At 49.5% G+C, this 15,672-nt stretch carries 14 protein-coding genes; 3 read left to right on the plus strand and 11 right to left on the minus strand.

Going from position 1 to position 15,672, the window contains the following annotated elements:
- The first annotated feature begins 4 nt into the window (after positions 1–4).
- On the plus strand, positions 5–1,690 hold the full coding sequence (locus M0R47_RS02800) for an ATP-binding protein (RefSeq protein WP_292550009.1): 1,686 nt from the start codon (positions 5–7) through the stop codon (positions 1,688–1,690).
- 14 nt (positions 1,691–1,704) lie between these two features.
- Here the strand turns inward: M0R47_RS02800 and aroE are convergent, their stop codons facing one another.
- The 3 genes from aroE to hemB all read right to left on the minus strand — a co-directional run bounded on the left by aroE (position 1,705) and on the right by hemB (position 4,156).
- A complete protein-coding gene (gene aroE / locus M0R47_RS02805) occupies positions 1,705–2,544 on the minus strand; it encodes a shikimate dehydrogenase (protein WP_292550011.1) in 840 nt (279 codons plus the stop codon).
- On the minus strand, positions 2,535–3,074 hold the full coding sequence (locus M0R47_RS02810) for a hypothetical protein (RefSeq protein ID WP_292550013.1): 540 nt from the start codon (positions 3,072–3,074) through the stop codon (positions 2,535–2,537). The genes aroE and M0R47_RS02810 overlap by 10 nt, the downstream gene beginning before the upstream one ends.
- A 68-nt stretch (positions 3,075–3,142) precedes the next feature.
- Positions 3,143–4,156 carry a porphobilinogen synthase gene (hemB, locus tag M0R47_RS02815; RefSeq protein ID WP_292550015.1) on the minus strand — a complete coding sequence of 338 codons (1,014 nt, stop codon included), beginning with the start codon at positions 4,154–4,156 and terminating at the stop codon, positions 3,143–3,145.
- A 156-nt stretch (positions 4,157–4,312) separates the two neighbouring features.
- Here hemB and M0R47_RS02820 point away from each other — a divergent pair, with 156 nt between their 5' ends.
- Positions 4,313–4,957: a phospholipid-binding protein MlaC gene (locus tag M0R47_RS02820; protein WP_292550017.1), complete on the plus strand. Its 645-nt coding sequence runs from the start codon at positions 4,313–4,315 to the stop codon at positions 4,955–4,957.
- Positions 4,958–5,314: 357 nt separating this feature from the next.
- Positions 5,315–6,340 (plus strand): tRNA 5-methoxyuridine(34)/uridine 5-oxyacetic acid(34) synthase CmoB, encoded by a 1,026-nt coding sequence (gene cmoB / locus M0R47_RS02825; RefSeq protein ID WP_292550022.1) that lies wholly within the window; start codon positions 5,315–5,317, stop codon positions 6,338–6,340.
- Positions 6,341–6,344: 4 nt separating this feature from the next.
- On the opposite strand, the gene M0R47_RS02830 is transcribed toward cmoB, so the two are convergent.
- From M0R47_RS02830 to M0R47_RS02865, 8 genes are all read right to left on the minus strand, one after another.
- Complete coding sequence (locus M0R47_RS02830) at positions 6,345–7,703, minus strand: P-loop NTPase fold protein (protein WP_292550025.1); 1,359 nt, start codon at positions 7,701–7,703, stop codon at positions 6,345–6,347.
- Positions 7,704–7,844: 141 nt separating this feature from the next.
- Positions 7,845–8,408: a chorismate lyase gene (locus M0R47_RS02835; protein ID WP_292550029.1), complete on the minus strand. Its 564-nt coding sequence runs from the start codon at positions 8,406–8,408 to the stop codon at positions 7,845–7,847.
- 5 nt (positions 8,409–8,413) lie between these two features.
- Positions 8,414–10,513 carry an ATP-dependent DNA helicase RecG gene (recG, locus tag M0R47_RS02840; RefSeq protein WP_292550033.1) on the minus strand — a complete coding sequence of 700 codons (2,100 nt, stop codon included), beginning with the start codon at positions 10,511–10,513 and terminating at the stop codon, positions 8,414–8,416.
- A 134-nt stretch (positions 10,514–10,647) separates the two neighbouring features.
- Positions 10,648–11,052, minus strand: coding sequence for a RidA family protein (locus tag M0R47_RS02845; RefSeq protein WP_292550035.1), 405 nt, complete (start codon positions 11,050–11,052; stop codon positions 10,648–10,650).
- Between the two features lie 10 nt (positions 11,053–11,062).
- On the minus strand, positions 11,063–13,228 hold the full coding sequence (locus tag M0R47_RS02850; protein ID WP_292550038.1) for a RelA/SpoT family protein: 2,166 nt from the start codon (positions 13,226–13,228) through the stop codon (positions 11,063–11,065).
- Positions 13,229–13,240: 12 nt separating this feature from the next.
- Positions 13,241–13,489 (minus strand): DNA-directed RNA polymerase subunit omega, encoded by a 249-nt coding sequence (gene rpoZ, locus M0R47_RS02855; protein ID WP_292550041.1) that lies wholly within the window; start codon positions 13,487–13,489, stop codon positions 13,241–13,243.
- Positions 13,490–13,582: 93 nt separating this feature from the next.
- Positions 13,583–14,752 carry a phosphoglycerate kinase gene (locus M0R47_RS02860; protein ID WP_292550044.1) on the minus strand — a complete coding sequence of 390 codons (1,170 nt, stop codon included), beginning with the start codon at positions 14,750–14,752 and terminating at the stop codon, positions 13,583–13,585.
- A 304-nt stretch (positions 14,753–15,056) separates the two neighbouring features.
- Positions 15,057–15,614, minus strand: coding sequence for a thioredoxin family protein (locus M0R47_RS02865; RefSeq protein WP_292550047.1), 558 nt, complete (start codon positions 15,612–15,614; stop codon positions 15,057–15,059).
- Positions 15,615–15,672: the final 58 nt, after the last annotated feature.

The following is a 15,672-nucleotide window of genomic DNA, read 5'->3' on the forward strand; positions in this document are numbered from 1 at the left end:
CGTAATGTCGACTCAATTTACTGTCGAACAAGCTCTTCTAGCCGCAAACGCCGAGTTACGCGCCCGGCTGGATGAGGCTGAGGAAACTCTACGGGCGATCCGTAGCGGTGAAATTGATGCGCTGGTGATCGAAACGTCCAACGGTTCGCAAATTTATACTTTACAAGGTCAAGACGCCGAATTAAACCGTTTTCGCGGCGAAATTCTTGCGCAAATCAGTGATGCGGTCATCGTTGTGGACGACGATCAACATGTAACTTATCTCAATGCTTCCGCCGAACAACAATATGGAATCACCGCCTCCGAAGCGCTTGGGCGTCTTGTGACGGAGATTTTCCAATGCCGCTGGCTCCAACCCGGCGATGCAGACAAGATGATCGCGGCTCTCAGCGAGACCGGCTACTGGCGCGGTGAGAATGTCCACGTCAAACGCAACGGTGAAGTCATCCATGCCGAGTCCTCAGTAACGCGCCTGCACTCAGTCAACGGCCCCCATTCCGGCCAGCTCGCCGTCATCCGGGATATCACAGAACGCAAGCAGGCAGAACAAGCTCTGAAAGATGCCGATCGTCGCAAGGATGAATTTCTTGCTATGTTGGCCCATGAACTACGTAATCCTTTGGGGCCGATGCACAACGTTGCACAGTTACTGAAAATGGAGGGAATAGAGGCAGCGCGGATTTCCTGGTGTGGCAATGTTATCGAGCGACAGGTTGGACATCTGAGCCAATTGGTTGATGATCTGCTGGATATTTCCCGCATTACTCTGGGTAAGATCAAGCTTAAGAAAGAGCCTCTGTTGGTGGCGGATTTCATACTACCCGCTGTAGAAACCGTACGTCCGCTGATTGATGCTCGCCAGCAAGAATTCTCACTAACGCTTCCTCCGCAGCCGTTACAAGTCGAAGGCGATCAAGTCAGATTGACTCAGGTCTTAGCGAATCTTCTCAGTAATGCGGTCAAATATACAGAGAATGGTGGGCGCATTGAGGTGGGGGTCGAGCAATCTGAAAACAAAGTTTTTATCCATGTTTGCGATACAGGCTGTGGAATCGAGTTATCGGCCTTGCCTCACTTGTTCGAGCTGTTCTATCAGGTGGATTCCGACATGGCCCGCTCCCAGGGTGGATTGGGCATTGGTTTATCTCTTGTCCATAGATTAGTTGTAATGCATGGCGGCGATGTGCAGGCGTTCAGTGCGGGCCTGGGCCAAGGTAGCGAATTCGTGGTTCGGCTGCCACTGGTCAGCCTACCGGAGAATAAGGCAGCCGTGATCGCTAAGGTTCATCCATCGTCTACTAATGGGGAACTTGGTATCCTGATCGTGGATGACTACTGTGAAGCAGCTGAAAGTCTGGCTATGGTGTTGGAACATAAAGGTTATCGGGTGTGGATAGCTCATGACGGTCTGTCGGCGCTTGAAATGGCAAAGGTCAATCGGCCGCAAGTCGTTATTCTTGATATCGGGCTGCCGGTCATGGATGGTTATGAGGTCGCAGAAAAGCTACATCAAAGCATTGAACTGGGCGAGATGCTTATTATTGGCTTGTCTGGCTATGAACTGTCGAATAATCCGGAGAGATTAGATGCCGCAGGGTTTGACGAATATATGGTTAAACCCGCAAATGTAGAAAAGTTACAGAGACTTCTGGAGAAATGGCAGATGCTTAAGTTTAGTAAGCGGCTATGAGCCGCTTGTTCAGGTCAGGGTTGCCGTTCTGAATTCAGCAATTCAATAACAGACCGAGTCTTGGGTCGAATACCACGCCAGATGAAAAAAGCTTCCGCCGCCTGCTCGACCAGCATGCCCAGTCCATCCAGACTTTTTGCAGCATGATTTTCCAGTCCCCAGCGCACAAACGCGGTCGGTTCGTTACCGTAAGCAAGATCGTAACAGCTGCCCTGTGCAGCCAATAATCCGGGCGGCAGTAGCGGCAATTGCCCGCTCAAACTGGCTGACGTCGCGTTTAAAATCAAATCGAATTGCCGGTTTTCCAAATCATCAAATCCGCTGCCGGTAATAGGGATTTTGCCTTTGTCGTGAAATTCTGCGGCCAGCTTGACGGCCTTATCAACGGTGCGGTTAGCGATCACAAGGGATTGCGGGGATTGCTCAAGTATCGGGGCTATGATCCCCCGGCTGGCGCCGCCGGCACCTAGAATCAGTATGCGCATGCCCGCTAAAGCGATGCCATGATTAGCGGTCAAGTCTGTTACCAGACCTATGCCGTCGGTGTTATCACCTAAGATGGAACCATCCGCCAGTAACGCGAGCGTGTTGACCGCCTTGCTAAGCTCAGCGCGTTCGGTTTTACGGTCGGCGTAGCTCCAGGCGAGCTCTTTCAGCGGCACGGTGCAATTTAAGCCTTTGCCGCCTTCAGCGAAAAATGTCGCAACGGCAGTTCGGAACTGTTCGGCGGGCACTTCCACCGCGGTATAGCCAAGCGTTTGTCCGGTCTGTTCGGCAAAAAGGCGGTGAATGCGCGGCGATTTGCTGTGTTTGATCGGACAACCAAAGACGGCATAGCGATCGGTTAAGACCATAATTGCGCCTTTTTTTCCATCCATAACTCCCATGCAATAGTCACAGCAACTATTAAAATGGCGATGCCCAATTCCACCCAGAGAAAGTGCAGGGTATAGACCGAAACCACAGCGGCGACGCCCAGGAACAGGCCGACCAAGCTAAAGCGCCAGCCTACGCGCAGGCCGTCCAATATGGTTGAAAGCGATAAAATCAGCAGGATAATACGGCCGGCGTCTTGTTCGTCTATGCGCCCGGATTGGTGGATTAAAAACAGCCCGCCAACGACGAGCAACGATGTGGCCCAGTGTATCGATTGCTCACGCAGTATGATCTTGAAATCGTCACTACGGTGCTTGGATTGCACCCAGCCGATAATCATCGCAGACAAACCAAACAGGAGCACCATAATAAGCCAGTAGCCATAACCGTCTGCGGGTGAGAAATCCATAATACCGATGCCGACTAGAGACAAGATCAGCAGCAAAACCAGAATGGCTTCTTCGATATGAAATCTTCTTTTTTCGGTGATTAGATTGTCTTCTGACATGAAACAGCCCTCACTTTTCAGTTGTTAGATTAAAAGTTATTCAAAATATCCGCATCGCGTTAAGGCGCTTACTGTTGGTCTGCCTGCAACCATTGGGCTACAGATTTGGCGTAGTAGGTCAGGATGGCGTCGCAACCGGCGCGCTTGAAGGCCAGCAAAGATTCCAGAACGACTTGTTTTTCATCCAGCCAGCCGTTCATGGAGGCGGCTTTGAGCATCGCGTATTCGCCGCTGACCTGATAGGCGAACGTTGGCACGCCGTATTGGTCTTTAACCCGGCGGATAATGTCCAGATAAGGCATGCCGGGCTTGACCATGACCATATCCGCACCTTCTTGTAAATCCAGCTGTATTTCGCGCATGGCTTCATCGGAGTTGGCCGGGTCCATTTGATAGCTGTATTTGTTGCCTTTGCCCAGCGTTCCGGCGGAACCCACCGCATCCCGGAACGGGCCATAAAAACTGGAGGCATATTTGGCGGAATACGCGAGTATCAGCGTGTTGACATGGTTTTGGTTTTCCAGCGCCTTTCTTATGGCACCGATACGGCCGTCCATCATGTCCGACGGGGCAATAATATCGGCTCCGGCTTCGGCATGAGACAGCGCCTGCCGGGTCAATACCTCAATGGTTTCATCATTCATCACATAGCCGTCCCGGTTGACCAGGCCATCCTGTCCATGGCTAGTGAAGGGGTCCAGCGCGACATCGGTAATGATGCCTAATTCGGGAACGGCTTTTTTTAAGGCTCGCACGCTACGCTGAATCAGGCCGTCAGGGTTATAGGCTTCAGCCGCTTGTTCCGATTTTTTATCGGCAGATGTCACAGGAAACAGTGCAATGGCCGGGATGCCAAGATTATAAAGCTGATGAGCCTCTTCAATCAGCAGATCCAGCGAGAGCCGTTCCACGCCCGGCATGGATGAGATGGACTCCCGTTGATTTGAGCCTTCAGTGACAAACATCGGATAAATTAGGTCATCGACAGATAAGCGATTTTCGCGCATTAAACGACGGGAAAAATCGTTATAACGCATTCTTCTCATACGTGTTTGAGGGAAATTGATGTTATTATATGTCATCTTATCCTTAGATCTAAGGGTTTGGGGAATATCCATTTTTCTTCTCTAAGTCAGGTAAATTTAAGACTTGGATATTATGCTGTTTATTGTATCAGGGAAATTACCACACTGATATTTGAGATAAGAACACGCACTGGTTTAATTTTAGAGGGTTTTATGAAAACTAAACAAGTTACAATATTCGGTATATTGGCATTTTTACTGGGCTTGATGCCTGTTACTAAAGCCGTTGCGGAAGATTTGTTGCCCCCGCAACAAGCGATACACACGGCTTCTGAAAAATTGCAGCAAAGGATGCAAGATAAGTCGTTTACCAAGGATTTTGCAAAAATCACACAATTTGTTAATGAAGTTATCTATCCGCATACCGATTTCGACAGAATTTCAGAATTGGTTCTGGGTAAAATCTGGAAAACAGCAACTGTTGATGAACGCGCGCGTTTTAAACATGAATTCCAGACTTTGCTGGTAAGAACCTATTCACGGGCCTTTGTAGAGTTCAACGATTGGTCAGTCCGTTTTCTGCCTCTTGAAATGGGCAATGATGATAAAAAAGTCATTGTAAAAACAGAAGTCTTACAGCCTGGCATACAACCCATCGGCGTTAATTACCGGATGCTGCTGAGCGGCGGCGAATGGAAAGCCTACGATATTATGATTGAAGGCGTGAGTTTGGTGACCAACTACCGCACAACTTTTTCTCAGGAAGTTCAAGCCAAAGGTTCATTAAACGCGGTGATTGAAGGGCTGGTTAAGCGTAATGCCGAAGCGCTGGCGGCCAAACCGGCGGCGAATGGCTAATTCTTAAGCATCGAAAACACGTTATTCCTGTAAGGGCAAATTTATCCGCTAGCGAGAATGAATTTGCCCTACAGCTCTATTCCCCGTTCTACTCCGTACGATTTCATTTTTGATTAATCCAGTCGGAAAGCTCAAATTCGATAACAAACAGCAACAGGAATTGCAGACCCAAATGCATCATGCATTAAAAAGCACAAAGTTATAGCGATCTTAAAATCAGTTTAAAATTACCGCTCTGAAAATGTGCTGATTCTCGAAGTTTTTCATCCTACATTAAAACCGCTGGCGGCAAGCTGGCTTTAGCCATGCAGCACAGGCTGGTTCACTGTTCTACTTTATTTTCCTCATTGCGCTGAAATGATTGACTACCAACCCTTATATGATGCACTGATTGATGCCAAGGCCGATGCCTGGGCAAAAATGCTGCCGCAGCAGCTTGAGCGGGGCTTTGATCCAGCCAGACATGGCAATTTAGCGCAATGGCAGGCATTGGTCGATAGTGTGCCGGAATTATTCACCGCACACCGGCTGCTTGATGCCGATGCGGTACAGATAGGCAATTCTGATGACTTGGTTGCGACGGCTCCCGGCAGTCTTGCGACATTCACACCCTCCCTGGCGCTCGCCGAGGCCGCAAAAAAGCAGCTTGAAAGCCAGTTAAAAACGCTGTGTCCCTGGCGTAAAGGCCCCTACGACTTATTCGGTATCCATATAGACACGGAATGGCGGTCGGACTGGAAGTGGGACAGGCTAAAAGACCATATCGCACCGCTGCAACACCGGCTGGTTTTGGATGTAGGCTGCGGCAATGGCTATCATTGCTGGCGTATGCTCGGAGCCGGGGCCAAAATGGTGGTCGGCATCGATCCCATGATGCTCAATGTGATGCAGTTCCAGCTGATTAGAAAATTGTATGGCGAGGCGCCGGTCTACGTTTTGCCGATGGGCATAGAAGACATGCCTTATGGCCTCAAAGCCTTCGATACAGTATTTTCGATGGGTGTGTTGTACCATCGCCGTTCGCCTATCGACCATCTGATGGAACTAAGGGACTGCCTGAAACCCGGCGGCGAGTTGGTGTTGGAAACGCTGGTTATCGATGGTGGCCTGGGTCAAGTCTTAATGCCGGAAGACCGCTACGCCAAGATGCGCAACGTCTGGTTTTTACCCAGTTGTGACACGTTGATCAGCTGGTTAACGCGTTGCGGTTTTAAAAATATCCGCGTGGTTGATGTGACCGTAACCAGCATTGAAGAGCAGCGAACCACTGAATGGATGACTTTTAATTCGCTAAAGGATGCTTTGGATGCGGATAATCCGCAACTGACTTGCGAAGGCTTGCAGGCCCCCAAACGGGCTGTTGTTATTGCCAATGCGACATAGAGGCTTAAGTATCCATAGCAAATTGCTGTAAAAGTTCGATTCTTTTAATTATGGATTTATGTTCGACATAACCTCTGTTATTGGTAATACCGTCAATAAGTTTTAATACTCTATTGCCACGATAGTCGGGAGATTTTTCTATCTCTTTATAAGGTTGAATTAATTCCTCGTATCGGTCAGTACGATTATAGAATTCGGGAACAATCAAATAGGCACTTATTAAGCAAAAAGCTCGATCTTGTCGTTCATCCAAAGACAATTCTTGACCAATAAATGTAATAACATCGTCCGCTACACTGGATGATTCAGCATAACTATCATAAAGTGCTTTGTTTTGATCTCTAAGTATCAACAAGGGAATCAGTAGGAATTCATCGAAATAGTCATTTACAGATATTGAGCATGAAATTAAGCTGATGCGAGTCAACAGAAGATTAATGTCTCTTAATTTAAGATCGAATCGCTTGGACATTAAATTACAACACTCTATGACGCCATGCTGTGCGGTAGGTCTTTCAGTTCGGCTCGCGAAGTGAATGTTTTTTAATTGGCTTTCGATGTAATTTTTGTTATTAGGCTTTTTAAGCGAATAATCCAAATCGATAAAACGTCGCAAGTATTTTGTTGCGTCAAATTCATGTCCATAAACGCCTCGGATGCTGTGAGCCAGCTGGGTCATATCTGTCGATAAAACAAACACTAGCCGCTTTATGTCAAACAGGTGTTTTAACCGTTCCAATAGCTCTATCGCATAAGTTGGACGGCAACGATCCAGTTCGTCAATAAATATGATTAGGTTTTTTTGATCGTCACCCAGATCTTCCAAAGCTGTTGTAACAATTTTTTTAAACTCGTCTATTGCTTTTGACTGTTTGTTGAAGTCATCCAGTAAGTCACTAGTAAGCCCGCCCATTAAATCGGCAGTAACGCCTTCCATTTGTTTATCAACTTCCAATGCGCCCAAAGTTGCGGCTTTTACACCTGCAATTGCTGCGCGTTTTGCAATACCGGGAAGGACTTTTCTAACATTAACAGTCCATTGATCTATTCGTGTTGGATTATTAGTGGCTTTTACCCACTTATCCAATTCTGCAACCAGGACAATCAATGGGTCTTCTGCATAATCAGTTTCCCAGGCATTAAAATAAACTGACTGTCTTTGCTCATTTTGTAAGTAAGCTCGCCACAACTTAGTAAAGGTGGTTTTGCCAGTTCCCCATGAAGAATCAAGACTTAAAACCAACGGAGCTTGAACATTTAAAATAATCGGAGTTAAGTTTTTGATTTCACTTTGACGATCTAATAAATCATTAGCAAAAGGTTCTGCTTCGTTGATGTCTATTTCATTTGGCTTAATTTGCATGGAATTTATGTTCTTATTGTTTTTAAGGGCTTAGTGGGCTCGGAGTGCAAGCTTCGCCTGCCTTGCCAGCACCAAAAGCAGGCGCTTTATGCGAAGCTTGCACTCCTGTTTAAGGCTCGATGGACACATCTTCTGGTCCTGCTAAAAAACGTCTAAAACTCCCGGTAAAAAAAACTCACTAACCAGCATTTGCCGGTGCGCAATCGCATAAACGGTTCTTCTGCCCCAGACCGGTTGGTCAATGTTAGCTTTGGCTATCGCCGATGGTGCCCATGTTGGCTGATCAATCAAGGTGACATCCATCTCGATGCGCTCGAGTTTTGGATAAGAAAATATCACTTCCCCCAATGGACGGCTGCCTAGATGAGCCAAGTTGCTTTTGGCGACTTTGATGGTTTTTGCCGGGATAATGGTTCTGGCTAAAATCAGCGGCTTGCCGTCGGCGTGTAGCAACACTTCACGGATCAGGCTGTACCTGTTTTCGCGCAATTTAAGCAGCCTGCGCTCGCTTAAGAACGGCGTACTCCATTGCTGTAGCAGAACTTTAACGCCAATCGCATCGCCGTAATAATCGCGCAGACGCTGGGTCAACGATCCCGGCTCATAAGTCCATGACTGGACATTTTCCGGCAGGGTATGACGGGTGCCTGAGCGGTTTTCCAGCCATAAGGGTTCCCACTTGAATAAAAAGCTTTTGTTAGCCAATTGGATTAAACCTCGGAATATTCTGTAGACGCACCCAGCCAACGGTCACGCAAAGGTTCGATGGCTTCGGGCGAGCGGGTAAAAAAAGCGTCGCCGATTTGTTGAATGGCCGCCAGCAAATCGGCGTCCCTGGCTAAATCGGCAATTTTAAATTGCATTTGCCCGGTCTGCCTTGTGCCCATGACTTCGCCGGGGCCGCGCAACTCAAGGTCTTTTTCAGCAATCACAAAGCCATCGTTACTGTCCCGTAGAACGCCCAAGCGGTAACGGGCGGTATCGGACAACGGCGCCTGATACATCAGCAGGCAATAACTGTCGTCATTGCCGCGGCCGACCCGCCCGCGCAGCTGATGCAGTTGCGACAGCCCGAGCCGTTCCGGGTTTTCGATAATCATTAATCCGGCATTGGGCACGTCGACGCCGACTTCGATGACGGTCGTGGCGACCAGCAAATCAATTTGATGGTTTTTAAACGCCTGCATGACGGCGTCTTTTTCGGCTGACTTCATGCGCCCGTGGATCAGCGCGACGCGCACGTCCGGCAAGGCTTGGGTCAGCACTTCTGCGGTTTTTTCGGCCGCCTCGCACTGCAAAACTTCCGATTCTTCAATCAGCGTACAGACCCAGTAGACTTGCTTTTTTTTGCCGACCCAGCTGTTGATCCGATTGATCACATCGGCGCGCCGGTCGGCCGGAATCACGCTGGTGACGATCGGCTTTCTGCCCGGCGGCAGCTCGTCGATAATGGATATATCCAGGTCGGAATATTGCAGCATCGCCAGCGTACGGGGAATCGGCGTGGCGGTCATCACTAACTGGTGCGGCCTGATGCCTTCCTGCTGGCCTTTTTCCCTGAGCGCCAGCCGCTGGTGTACGCCGAAACGGTGTTGCTCGTCGATAATAATCAGGCCGAGGCGATGAAAGTTCACGCTGTCTTGAAATAAGGCGTGCGTGCCGATGATAATGCCCGCCGTGCCATCCTCCAGTACTTGTAAAACGGCTTTCCTGGCATTGCCTTTGAGTTGGCCGGTTAAATACGCTACCTGGGTTTCAAAGCCGCTAAACCACGCGCTGAAATTACGGAAATGTTGTTCCGCCAGCAACTCGGTCGGCGCCATCACCGCAACCTGATAACCCGCCGTTAACGCCAGTAATGCCGCATAAGCGGAGACGACGGTTTTACCTGAGCCGACATCACCCTGCACCAGACGCATCATCGGGTGCAGCAGCGCGCAATCGGCTTCAATTTCTGCGATAACCCGTTGTTGTGCGCCGGTCAGTTTAAACGGCAAGGAGCGGATGAAATGTTCTGTGGCGGTTTTTTCGGCCGCGCCTACGGTGAACGAGGGTGCTTGCCAGGCTTTGGTTTTGTTCCTGGTTATTCTCAGGCTTAAGTAATGCGCCAGCAGCTCTTCAAAGGCCAGCCGTTTTAGCGCAGGTACGCTGCCGTTTTGCAAGGCTTCAATCGATACCGATTCATCAGGCGCATGAAGCGTCTGGATTGCGCTGGCCAGGGTAGGGTAACGGTATTGCCTTAGGATCGGTTCGGGTATCCAGTCGGTCAACAGTTCCGGTTCGTGCTTGCACAGCTCTAGAGCCTGTTTGACCGCCTTGCGTATGACGTTCTGGCTGAGCCCTTCGGTTAGCGGGTAAACCGGGGTCAAGCGTGATTCCGTTACGCATTCGTCAGGGTGAGCGATGACCTTGTATTCGGGATGAACCATTTCCAGCCCGGCAAATCCGTAGCGCACTTCGGCAAAACAGCTGATAGCCGTGCCGGGCTTTAGCGCATTATGCTGGCTGGCGGAAAAGTGGAAGAACCTCAGGTTGATAAAGCCGGTGCCGTCGCTGATTCGGCAAATCAGGCTTTTCCGGCCTCTGGGCAAAACGTCGACAAATTCAACCTTGCCGGTGATCAGCACCGTCATGCCCGGCCTTAATGAGCCGATCGGGTAAACGCGGGTGCGGTCTTCATAACGCAGGGGCAAATGAAAAATTAAGTCTTGAAGTGTGCAAAGGCCGAGTTTTTGCAGACGGTTTGCGGTTTGAGCGCCTATTCCCGTCAATATGCCGACCGGTTGGTTCAGGGCGTTCGGGGTTTTCATGCGGCTATATTATTAATAAAACTGAACTTCTTCATAGAGATATTATAGGCACAAGGCAAAGGGCAAAAGATGGGGTGTTCGCCTTGTACCCTCTGCCTTTCTTCATCCGTTTAAATCCGTAAATGCAGTGTCATTCAACAAGCCGGATATTCCTGAGGCTTTAATACCATAATCGCATCCATTTCCACATCGGCGTCTTTAGGCAAAGCGGCAACGCCGATAGCGGCGCGCGCGGGGTAGGGGGCCTGGAAATAACGCCCCATGATTTCGTTGACTAGCGGGAAGTGCGCCAAGTCGGTCAAAAAAACATTCAACTTGACGATGTCCGAAAAATCGCCGCCCGCGGCTTCTGCAACTGCGAGCAAGTTATCGAATACCTGGGTGATTTGCGCGCTTATATCGCCTTCAATAATGGTCATGGTTTCAGGCACCAAAGGGATTTGTCCTGAAAGATAAACCGTGCGATCAACCCTGACCGCTTGCGAATAAGTGCCGATAGCTTGCGGCGCTTTATCGGTTTGGATGATTTGTTTGCTCATTTTGGATCCTTTATGCTTTAACTCGAGTAATTTTTAACACGATCGATAGTTCTTTCAAGCGACGCATAATTTTGGCTAAATGCACCCGGTCTTTGACGGTCAAGGTGATTAAATCGACGCTAATGCGGTCATCCTGGTCGACGACGGTGACATTTTCAATGTTGGAATTTTGTTCGGAAATAGTCGAAGCGATGGTCGCCAGCGAACCGCGTTGGTTGAGTATTTCTATGCGGATTTCAACCGGAAAATCGCCGCTGGCATCCTGGCTCCATTCGACATCCAGCCAGTTGGTTTGTTTTTTTCTGACGGCACTGTTACGGCACTCATGATGATGCACGACGATGCCTTTGCCGGGATTGAAATAGCCGATGATCGAATCGCCCGGAATCGGCCTGCAACATTTTGCCAGGGTAATGACCATGCCCTCCGTGCCTTTGATAATCAGCGGTTTTTTCTGAGATTGGTCACCGTCATCCAGTTTAATGGTGGCGTTAATATCATCCTGAGCGATACGTTTGGCGACTAAAAACGGCATTTTATTGCCCAGTCCTATGTCTTCCAGCAATTCATCCAGCGATTGTTTGGACATGACTTGCAGCAAGGCTTGTATTTTGTCTTTGCTGACGTTTTCCAGATGCAGATGCATGGACAGCAGTTCTTTTTCGAGCAAACGGCGACCCAGATTAATCGCTTCCTGCTGTTTGAAATGTTTCAGGTAATTGCGGATGCCTGAACGGGCTTTGGCGGTAATGACATAATTGAGCCAAAGCGGATTGGGCCTGGCCCACGACGCGGTAATGACTTCGACAGTGACGCCATTTTCCAGCTTGGTTTGCAGCGGTACCAGCTGTTTGTCGATTCTGGCTGAGACGCAGGCATTACCTACGTCGGTATGTACCGCATAGGCAAAATCGATAATGGTCGCGCCGCGAGGCAGTTTGATAATCGCGCCCTGGGGGGTGAATACGAAGACTTCCTGCGGAAACAGGTCCACTTTCAGGTTATCGATAAATTCCAGCGAATCGCCGGCGGATTTTTGGATTTCCAGCAAATCCCTGAGCCACTCGTTGGCGCGGTCCTGGAATTTCTCCATTTTATCGTCATCGGATTTATACAGCCAATGCGCGGCAATGCCGGATTCCGACATACGATGCATTTCATGCGTCCTGATTTGAACCTCAATGGGCACGCCGTAAGGTCCCATTAATATCGAATGCAACGATTGATAGCCATTGGCCTTGGGTAGGGCGATATAATCTTTGAAGCGTCCGGGAATCGGTTTGTACAGGTTATGCATAACCCCTAAAACACGGTAACAGGTATCCACATCATCGCAGAAAATCCTGAACGCATAGACATCAAAAATGTCGGCCAGGGAAATCTTTTTGTTGAGCATTTTTTTGTAAATGCTGTAAAGGTTCTTTTCCCGTCCGGCAACGTCGCAGTTTAGGCAAGCCTCTTTCAGGCGATTTTTGATGGTGTTTTCTATGATGTCGACAATCTTGCGGCGGTTGCCCCGCGCTTTTTTTACGGCATTATTTAAGACCGCATGCCGCATCGGGTACATCGCTTCAAAACTCAGTGCCTCGAGTTTTTGCCGGATACTATTCATGCCCAGGCGATTGGCAATCGGGGCGTAGATGTCCAGGGTTTCACGGGCGATGCGGCGCTTTTTTGCCGCCGGCATGACGCCGAGCGTCTGCATGTTGTGCAGTCTGTCCGCCAGTTTGACGATAATGACGCGTAAATCCTTGGCCATGGCCAGAAACATTTTGCGGACATTTTCCGCTTGCGTTTCCGCCTGTGATTTACTGTCGATTTTGCTTAATTTGGTAACCCCGTCAACCAGTTCAGCGACTTCAGCGCCGAACTGCTCGGTCAGCTCTTTTTTACTGAGCGGGGTATCTTCAATGACATCATGCAGTATGGCGGCCATGATGCCGTGGACGTCCATGCGCATTTCAGCAAGACTGATTGCGACAGAGACAGGGTGGCAAATGTAGGCTTCGCCGCTTTTACGGAATTGGCCTTCGTGAGCTCTCGCGCCGACTTCATAGGCACGGACGCATTGGTCGATTTGAGCTTGATCCAGATAGCCGGACAAGGTCGTGCATAAACGCCGGATCAGTTTGTCCTGAGGGCGTTCCAGCTCGATCGTGTCCGCTATTTCCAGCATAGGCTCTACAAATTAAAACAGCGTGTTATGTTGTTGATGATCGTGCGCTTCGCCGACACGATGCAGGGACGCGATATTTTCAGGCGTAACATGACCTGCCGCGATTTCGCGTAACGCAACCACAGTATCCTTGTCCTTACCGCGTGGCACAAATTCAGTTGCACCGTGGCTCAGTTGGCGTGCTCTGGTGCTGGCTAATAAAACCAGCTTGAAGCGGTTTTCAACGCTTTGTAAACAATCTTCGATAGTAATTCTGGCCATTTTTAATCCTGATGCGTGTAGTTAAGGCAAAAGGCGAAAGGCAAAAGGTAAAAGGTTTTTTCGCCTTTCGCCTTTCGCCCTTCGCCTAACTTGTTATCGTGATTTTAACACAGAAACGGCAGGAAGTTCTTTGCCTTCAAGAAATTCAAGGAAGGCGCCGCCGCCGGTCGATGTATAAGATACGTCATCATTAATGCCGTACTTGTCGATAGCCGCCAAAGTATCGCCGCCGCCGGCAATCGAGAAAGCCGCGCTTTCGGCAATCGCCGTCGCCAGCGCTTTGGTGCCTTCGCCGAACTGGTCGAATTCGAATACGCCGACCGGTCCGTTCCAAACGATAGTGCCTGCTGTTTTCAGGATTTCGGCATATTGTTTCGCAGTTTCAGGACCGATATCCATAATCATGTCGTCGGCTTCAACGTCAGCGACTTTTTTAACGGTAGCAACGGCGGTTTCTGAAAATTCTTTCGCGCAAACCACGTCGACAGGGACGGGAATATCGGAACCGTTGCTTTTGGCTGCTGCCATCAATCGTTTGGCTTCATCCAGCAGATCGGCTTCATACAGCGATTTGCCAACCGGGAAACCGGCGGCCGCAATAAACGTGTTGGCAATACCGCCGCCGACGATCAACTGGTCGACTTTTGCCGACAGGGAATCTAGCACCGTCAATTTAGTGGACACTTTAGAACCGCCGACGATCGCAACCAACGGTTTGGTCGGGGTTTCCAGGGCTTTGCCCAGAGCGTCCAGTTCGCTGGACAATAAAGGCCCCGCGCAGGCAATCGGTGCAAATTTAGCCACGCTGTGGGTCGATGCCTGCGCCCTATGTGCGGTGCCGAAAGCATCCATCACAAATACGTCGCAAAGCGCCGCCATTTTCTTGCCCAGCGTATCGTCGTTTTTGCCTTCGCCGGCATTGAAGCGCACGTTTTCGCACAGCACGACTTCGCCCGGCTGAATGGCAATGCCGTCGATCCAGTCTTTTTCCAGTCTGACCGGTTTGCCAAGCAATTCGGATAAACGTTCGGCGACCGGTTTCAGGGAAGACTCTTCATCGTACTGGCCTTCAGTCGGACGGCCAAGATGCGACATCAACATAACCGCCGCGCCCCCAGCCAGGGCTTTTTCAATAGTTGGCACGCTGGCCTGGATACGAATGTCGCTGGTCACTTTGCCGTTTTTGACCGGTACGTTCAAATCCTGACGGATTAATACCCGTTTGCCTGACAAGTCCAGATCTACCATTCTCTTAATTGACATATTACGCTCTCATTGTTGTGGGTTGGTTTGTTAATTCTAAAAAAAGCAGTTTGTCCACGAAAGGCGCGAAAACCAACAGTAGGCGCCTATAGGCGACACGAAAATTTTATATTTTTCGTAACTAATCGCATATCCCTGTAGGCAAAAGCCTGTCTTGAATTGTCCAAAGCCAGCTTTGGACTCCAGAGATGTGGATGCCGGAGTTCAAAGTTAGCTTTGAACAATCCGTACGTTTGTACGAAAGTGGTAGGGTAGTTGCTATTTTTCGTGCCTTTCGTGTGTTTCGTGGACAATGTCTGTTTGGTTAATCCTGCTTCCATTTGATCGAGCAGCCGATGCTGTTGATTTGCTCTTTGGGGCCGTGGCCGGTTTCGGCAACCAGCTTCATGGCTTCAAATAATTCGCGTTGCGTGCCTTCCGGCGCGGTTTCCTTGCGGCTGGCATCCAGCCGCCCCCGGTATTGCAGTTCGTAGTCGGCATTATAGCCAAAAAAGTCCGGCGTACAGACGGCGCCGTAAGCCTTGGCGACTTGCTGCGTTTCATCAAGCAAATAAGGGAAGCTGAAACCTAATTGCTCGGACAGCTTTTTCATGTTGTCGAATGAATCGGCGGGGTATTCAAGCGTATCGTTGGACATGATCGCTACCGATCCGACGCCCAGCGCCTTAAGTTCCCGCGTATCCCTGACTATCCGGTCCAGCACGGCTTTGACATACGGGCAATGATTGCAGATAAACATCACCAGCAGGCCGTTCTTGCCCATGCACTGTTGCAGGGACCAAGTACGCCCGTCAACGCCGGGCAATTCAAAATCGATCGCTTTCTTGCCGGAATCACAGATTGGCGTTTCCAGTGTGACCATTTTTGCACCTCTCTATTGTTGTATGAAAAAATGCAGTGATTATTCTGTCTAGTACGGA

This window comes from Methylobacter sp. (assembly GCF_023227905.1).
Classification (GTDB): domain Bacteria; phylum Pseudomonadota; class Gammaproteobacteria; order Methylococcales; family Methylomonadaceae; genus Methylobacter_A.

Excerpts from the sequence above, each read along its gene's own strand:
- M0R47_RS02820 (WP_292550017.1), top strand. The coding sequence starts at position 4,313 with ATGAAAACTAAACAAGTTACAATATTCGGTATATTGGCATTTTTACTG.
- M0R47_RS02800 (WP_292550009.1), top strand. The coding sequence starts at position 5 with ATGTCGACTCAATTTACTGTCGAACAAGCTCTTCTAGCCGCAAACGCC.
- M0R47_RS02810 (WP_292550013.1), bottom strand. The coding sequence starts at position 3,074 with ATGTCAGAAGACAATCTAATCACCGAAAAAAGAAGATTTCATATCGAA.
- rpoZ (WP_292550041.1), bottom strand. The coding sequence starts at position 13,489 with ATGGCCAGAATTACTATCGAAGATTGTTTACAAAGCGTTGAAAACCGC.
- hemB (WP_292550015.1), bottom strand. The coding sequence starts at position 4,156 with ATGACATATAATAACATCAATTTCCCTCAAACACGTATGAGAAGAATG.
- M0R47_RS02865 (WP_292550047.1), bottom strand. The coding sequence starts at position 15,614 with ATGGTCACACTGGAAACGCCAATCTGTGATTCCGGCAAGAAAGCGATC.
- M0R47_RS02830 (WP_292550025.1), bottom strand. The coding sequence starts at position 7,703 with ATGCAAATTAAGCCAAATGAAATAGACATCAACGAAGCAGAACCTTTT.
- M0R47_RS02860 (WP_292550044.1), bottom strand. The coding sequence starts at position 14,752 with ATGTCAATTAAGAGAATGGTAGATCTGGACTTGTCAGGCAAACGGGTA.
- M0R47_RS02850 (WP_292550038.1), bottom strand. The coding sequence starts at position 13,228 with ATGCTGGAAATAGCGGACACGATCGAGCTGGAACGCCCTCAGGACAAA.
- M0R47_RS02845 (WP_292550035.1), bottom strand. The coding sequence starts at position 11,052 with ATGAGCAAACAAATCATCCAAACCGATAAAGCGCCGCAAGCTATCGGC.
- recG (WP_292550033.1), bottom strand. The coding sequence starts at position 10,513 with ATGAAAACCCCGAACGCCCTGAACCAACCGGTCGGCATATTGACGGGA.
- cmoB (WP_292550022.1), top strand. The coding sequence starts at position 5,315 with ATGATTGACTACCAACCCTTATATGATGCACTGATTGATGCCAAGGCC.
- aroE (WP_292550011.1), bottom strand. The coding sequence starts at position 2,544 with ATGGTCTTAACCGATCGCTATGCCGTCTTTGGTTGTCCGATCAAACAC.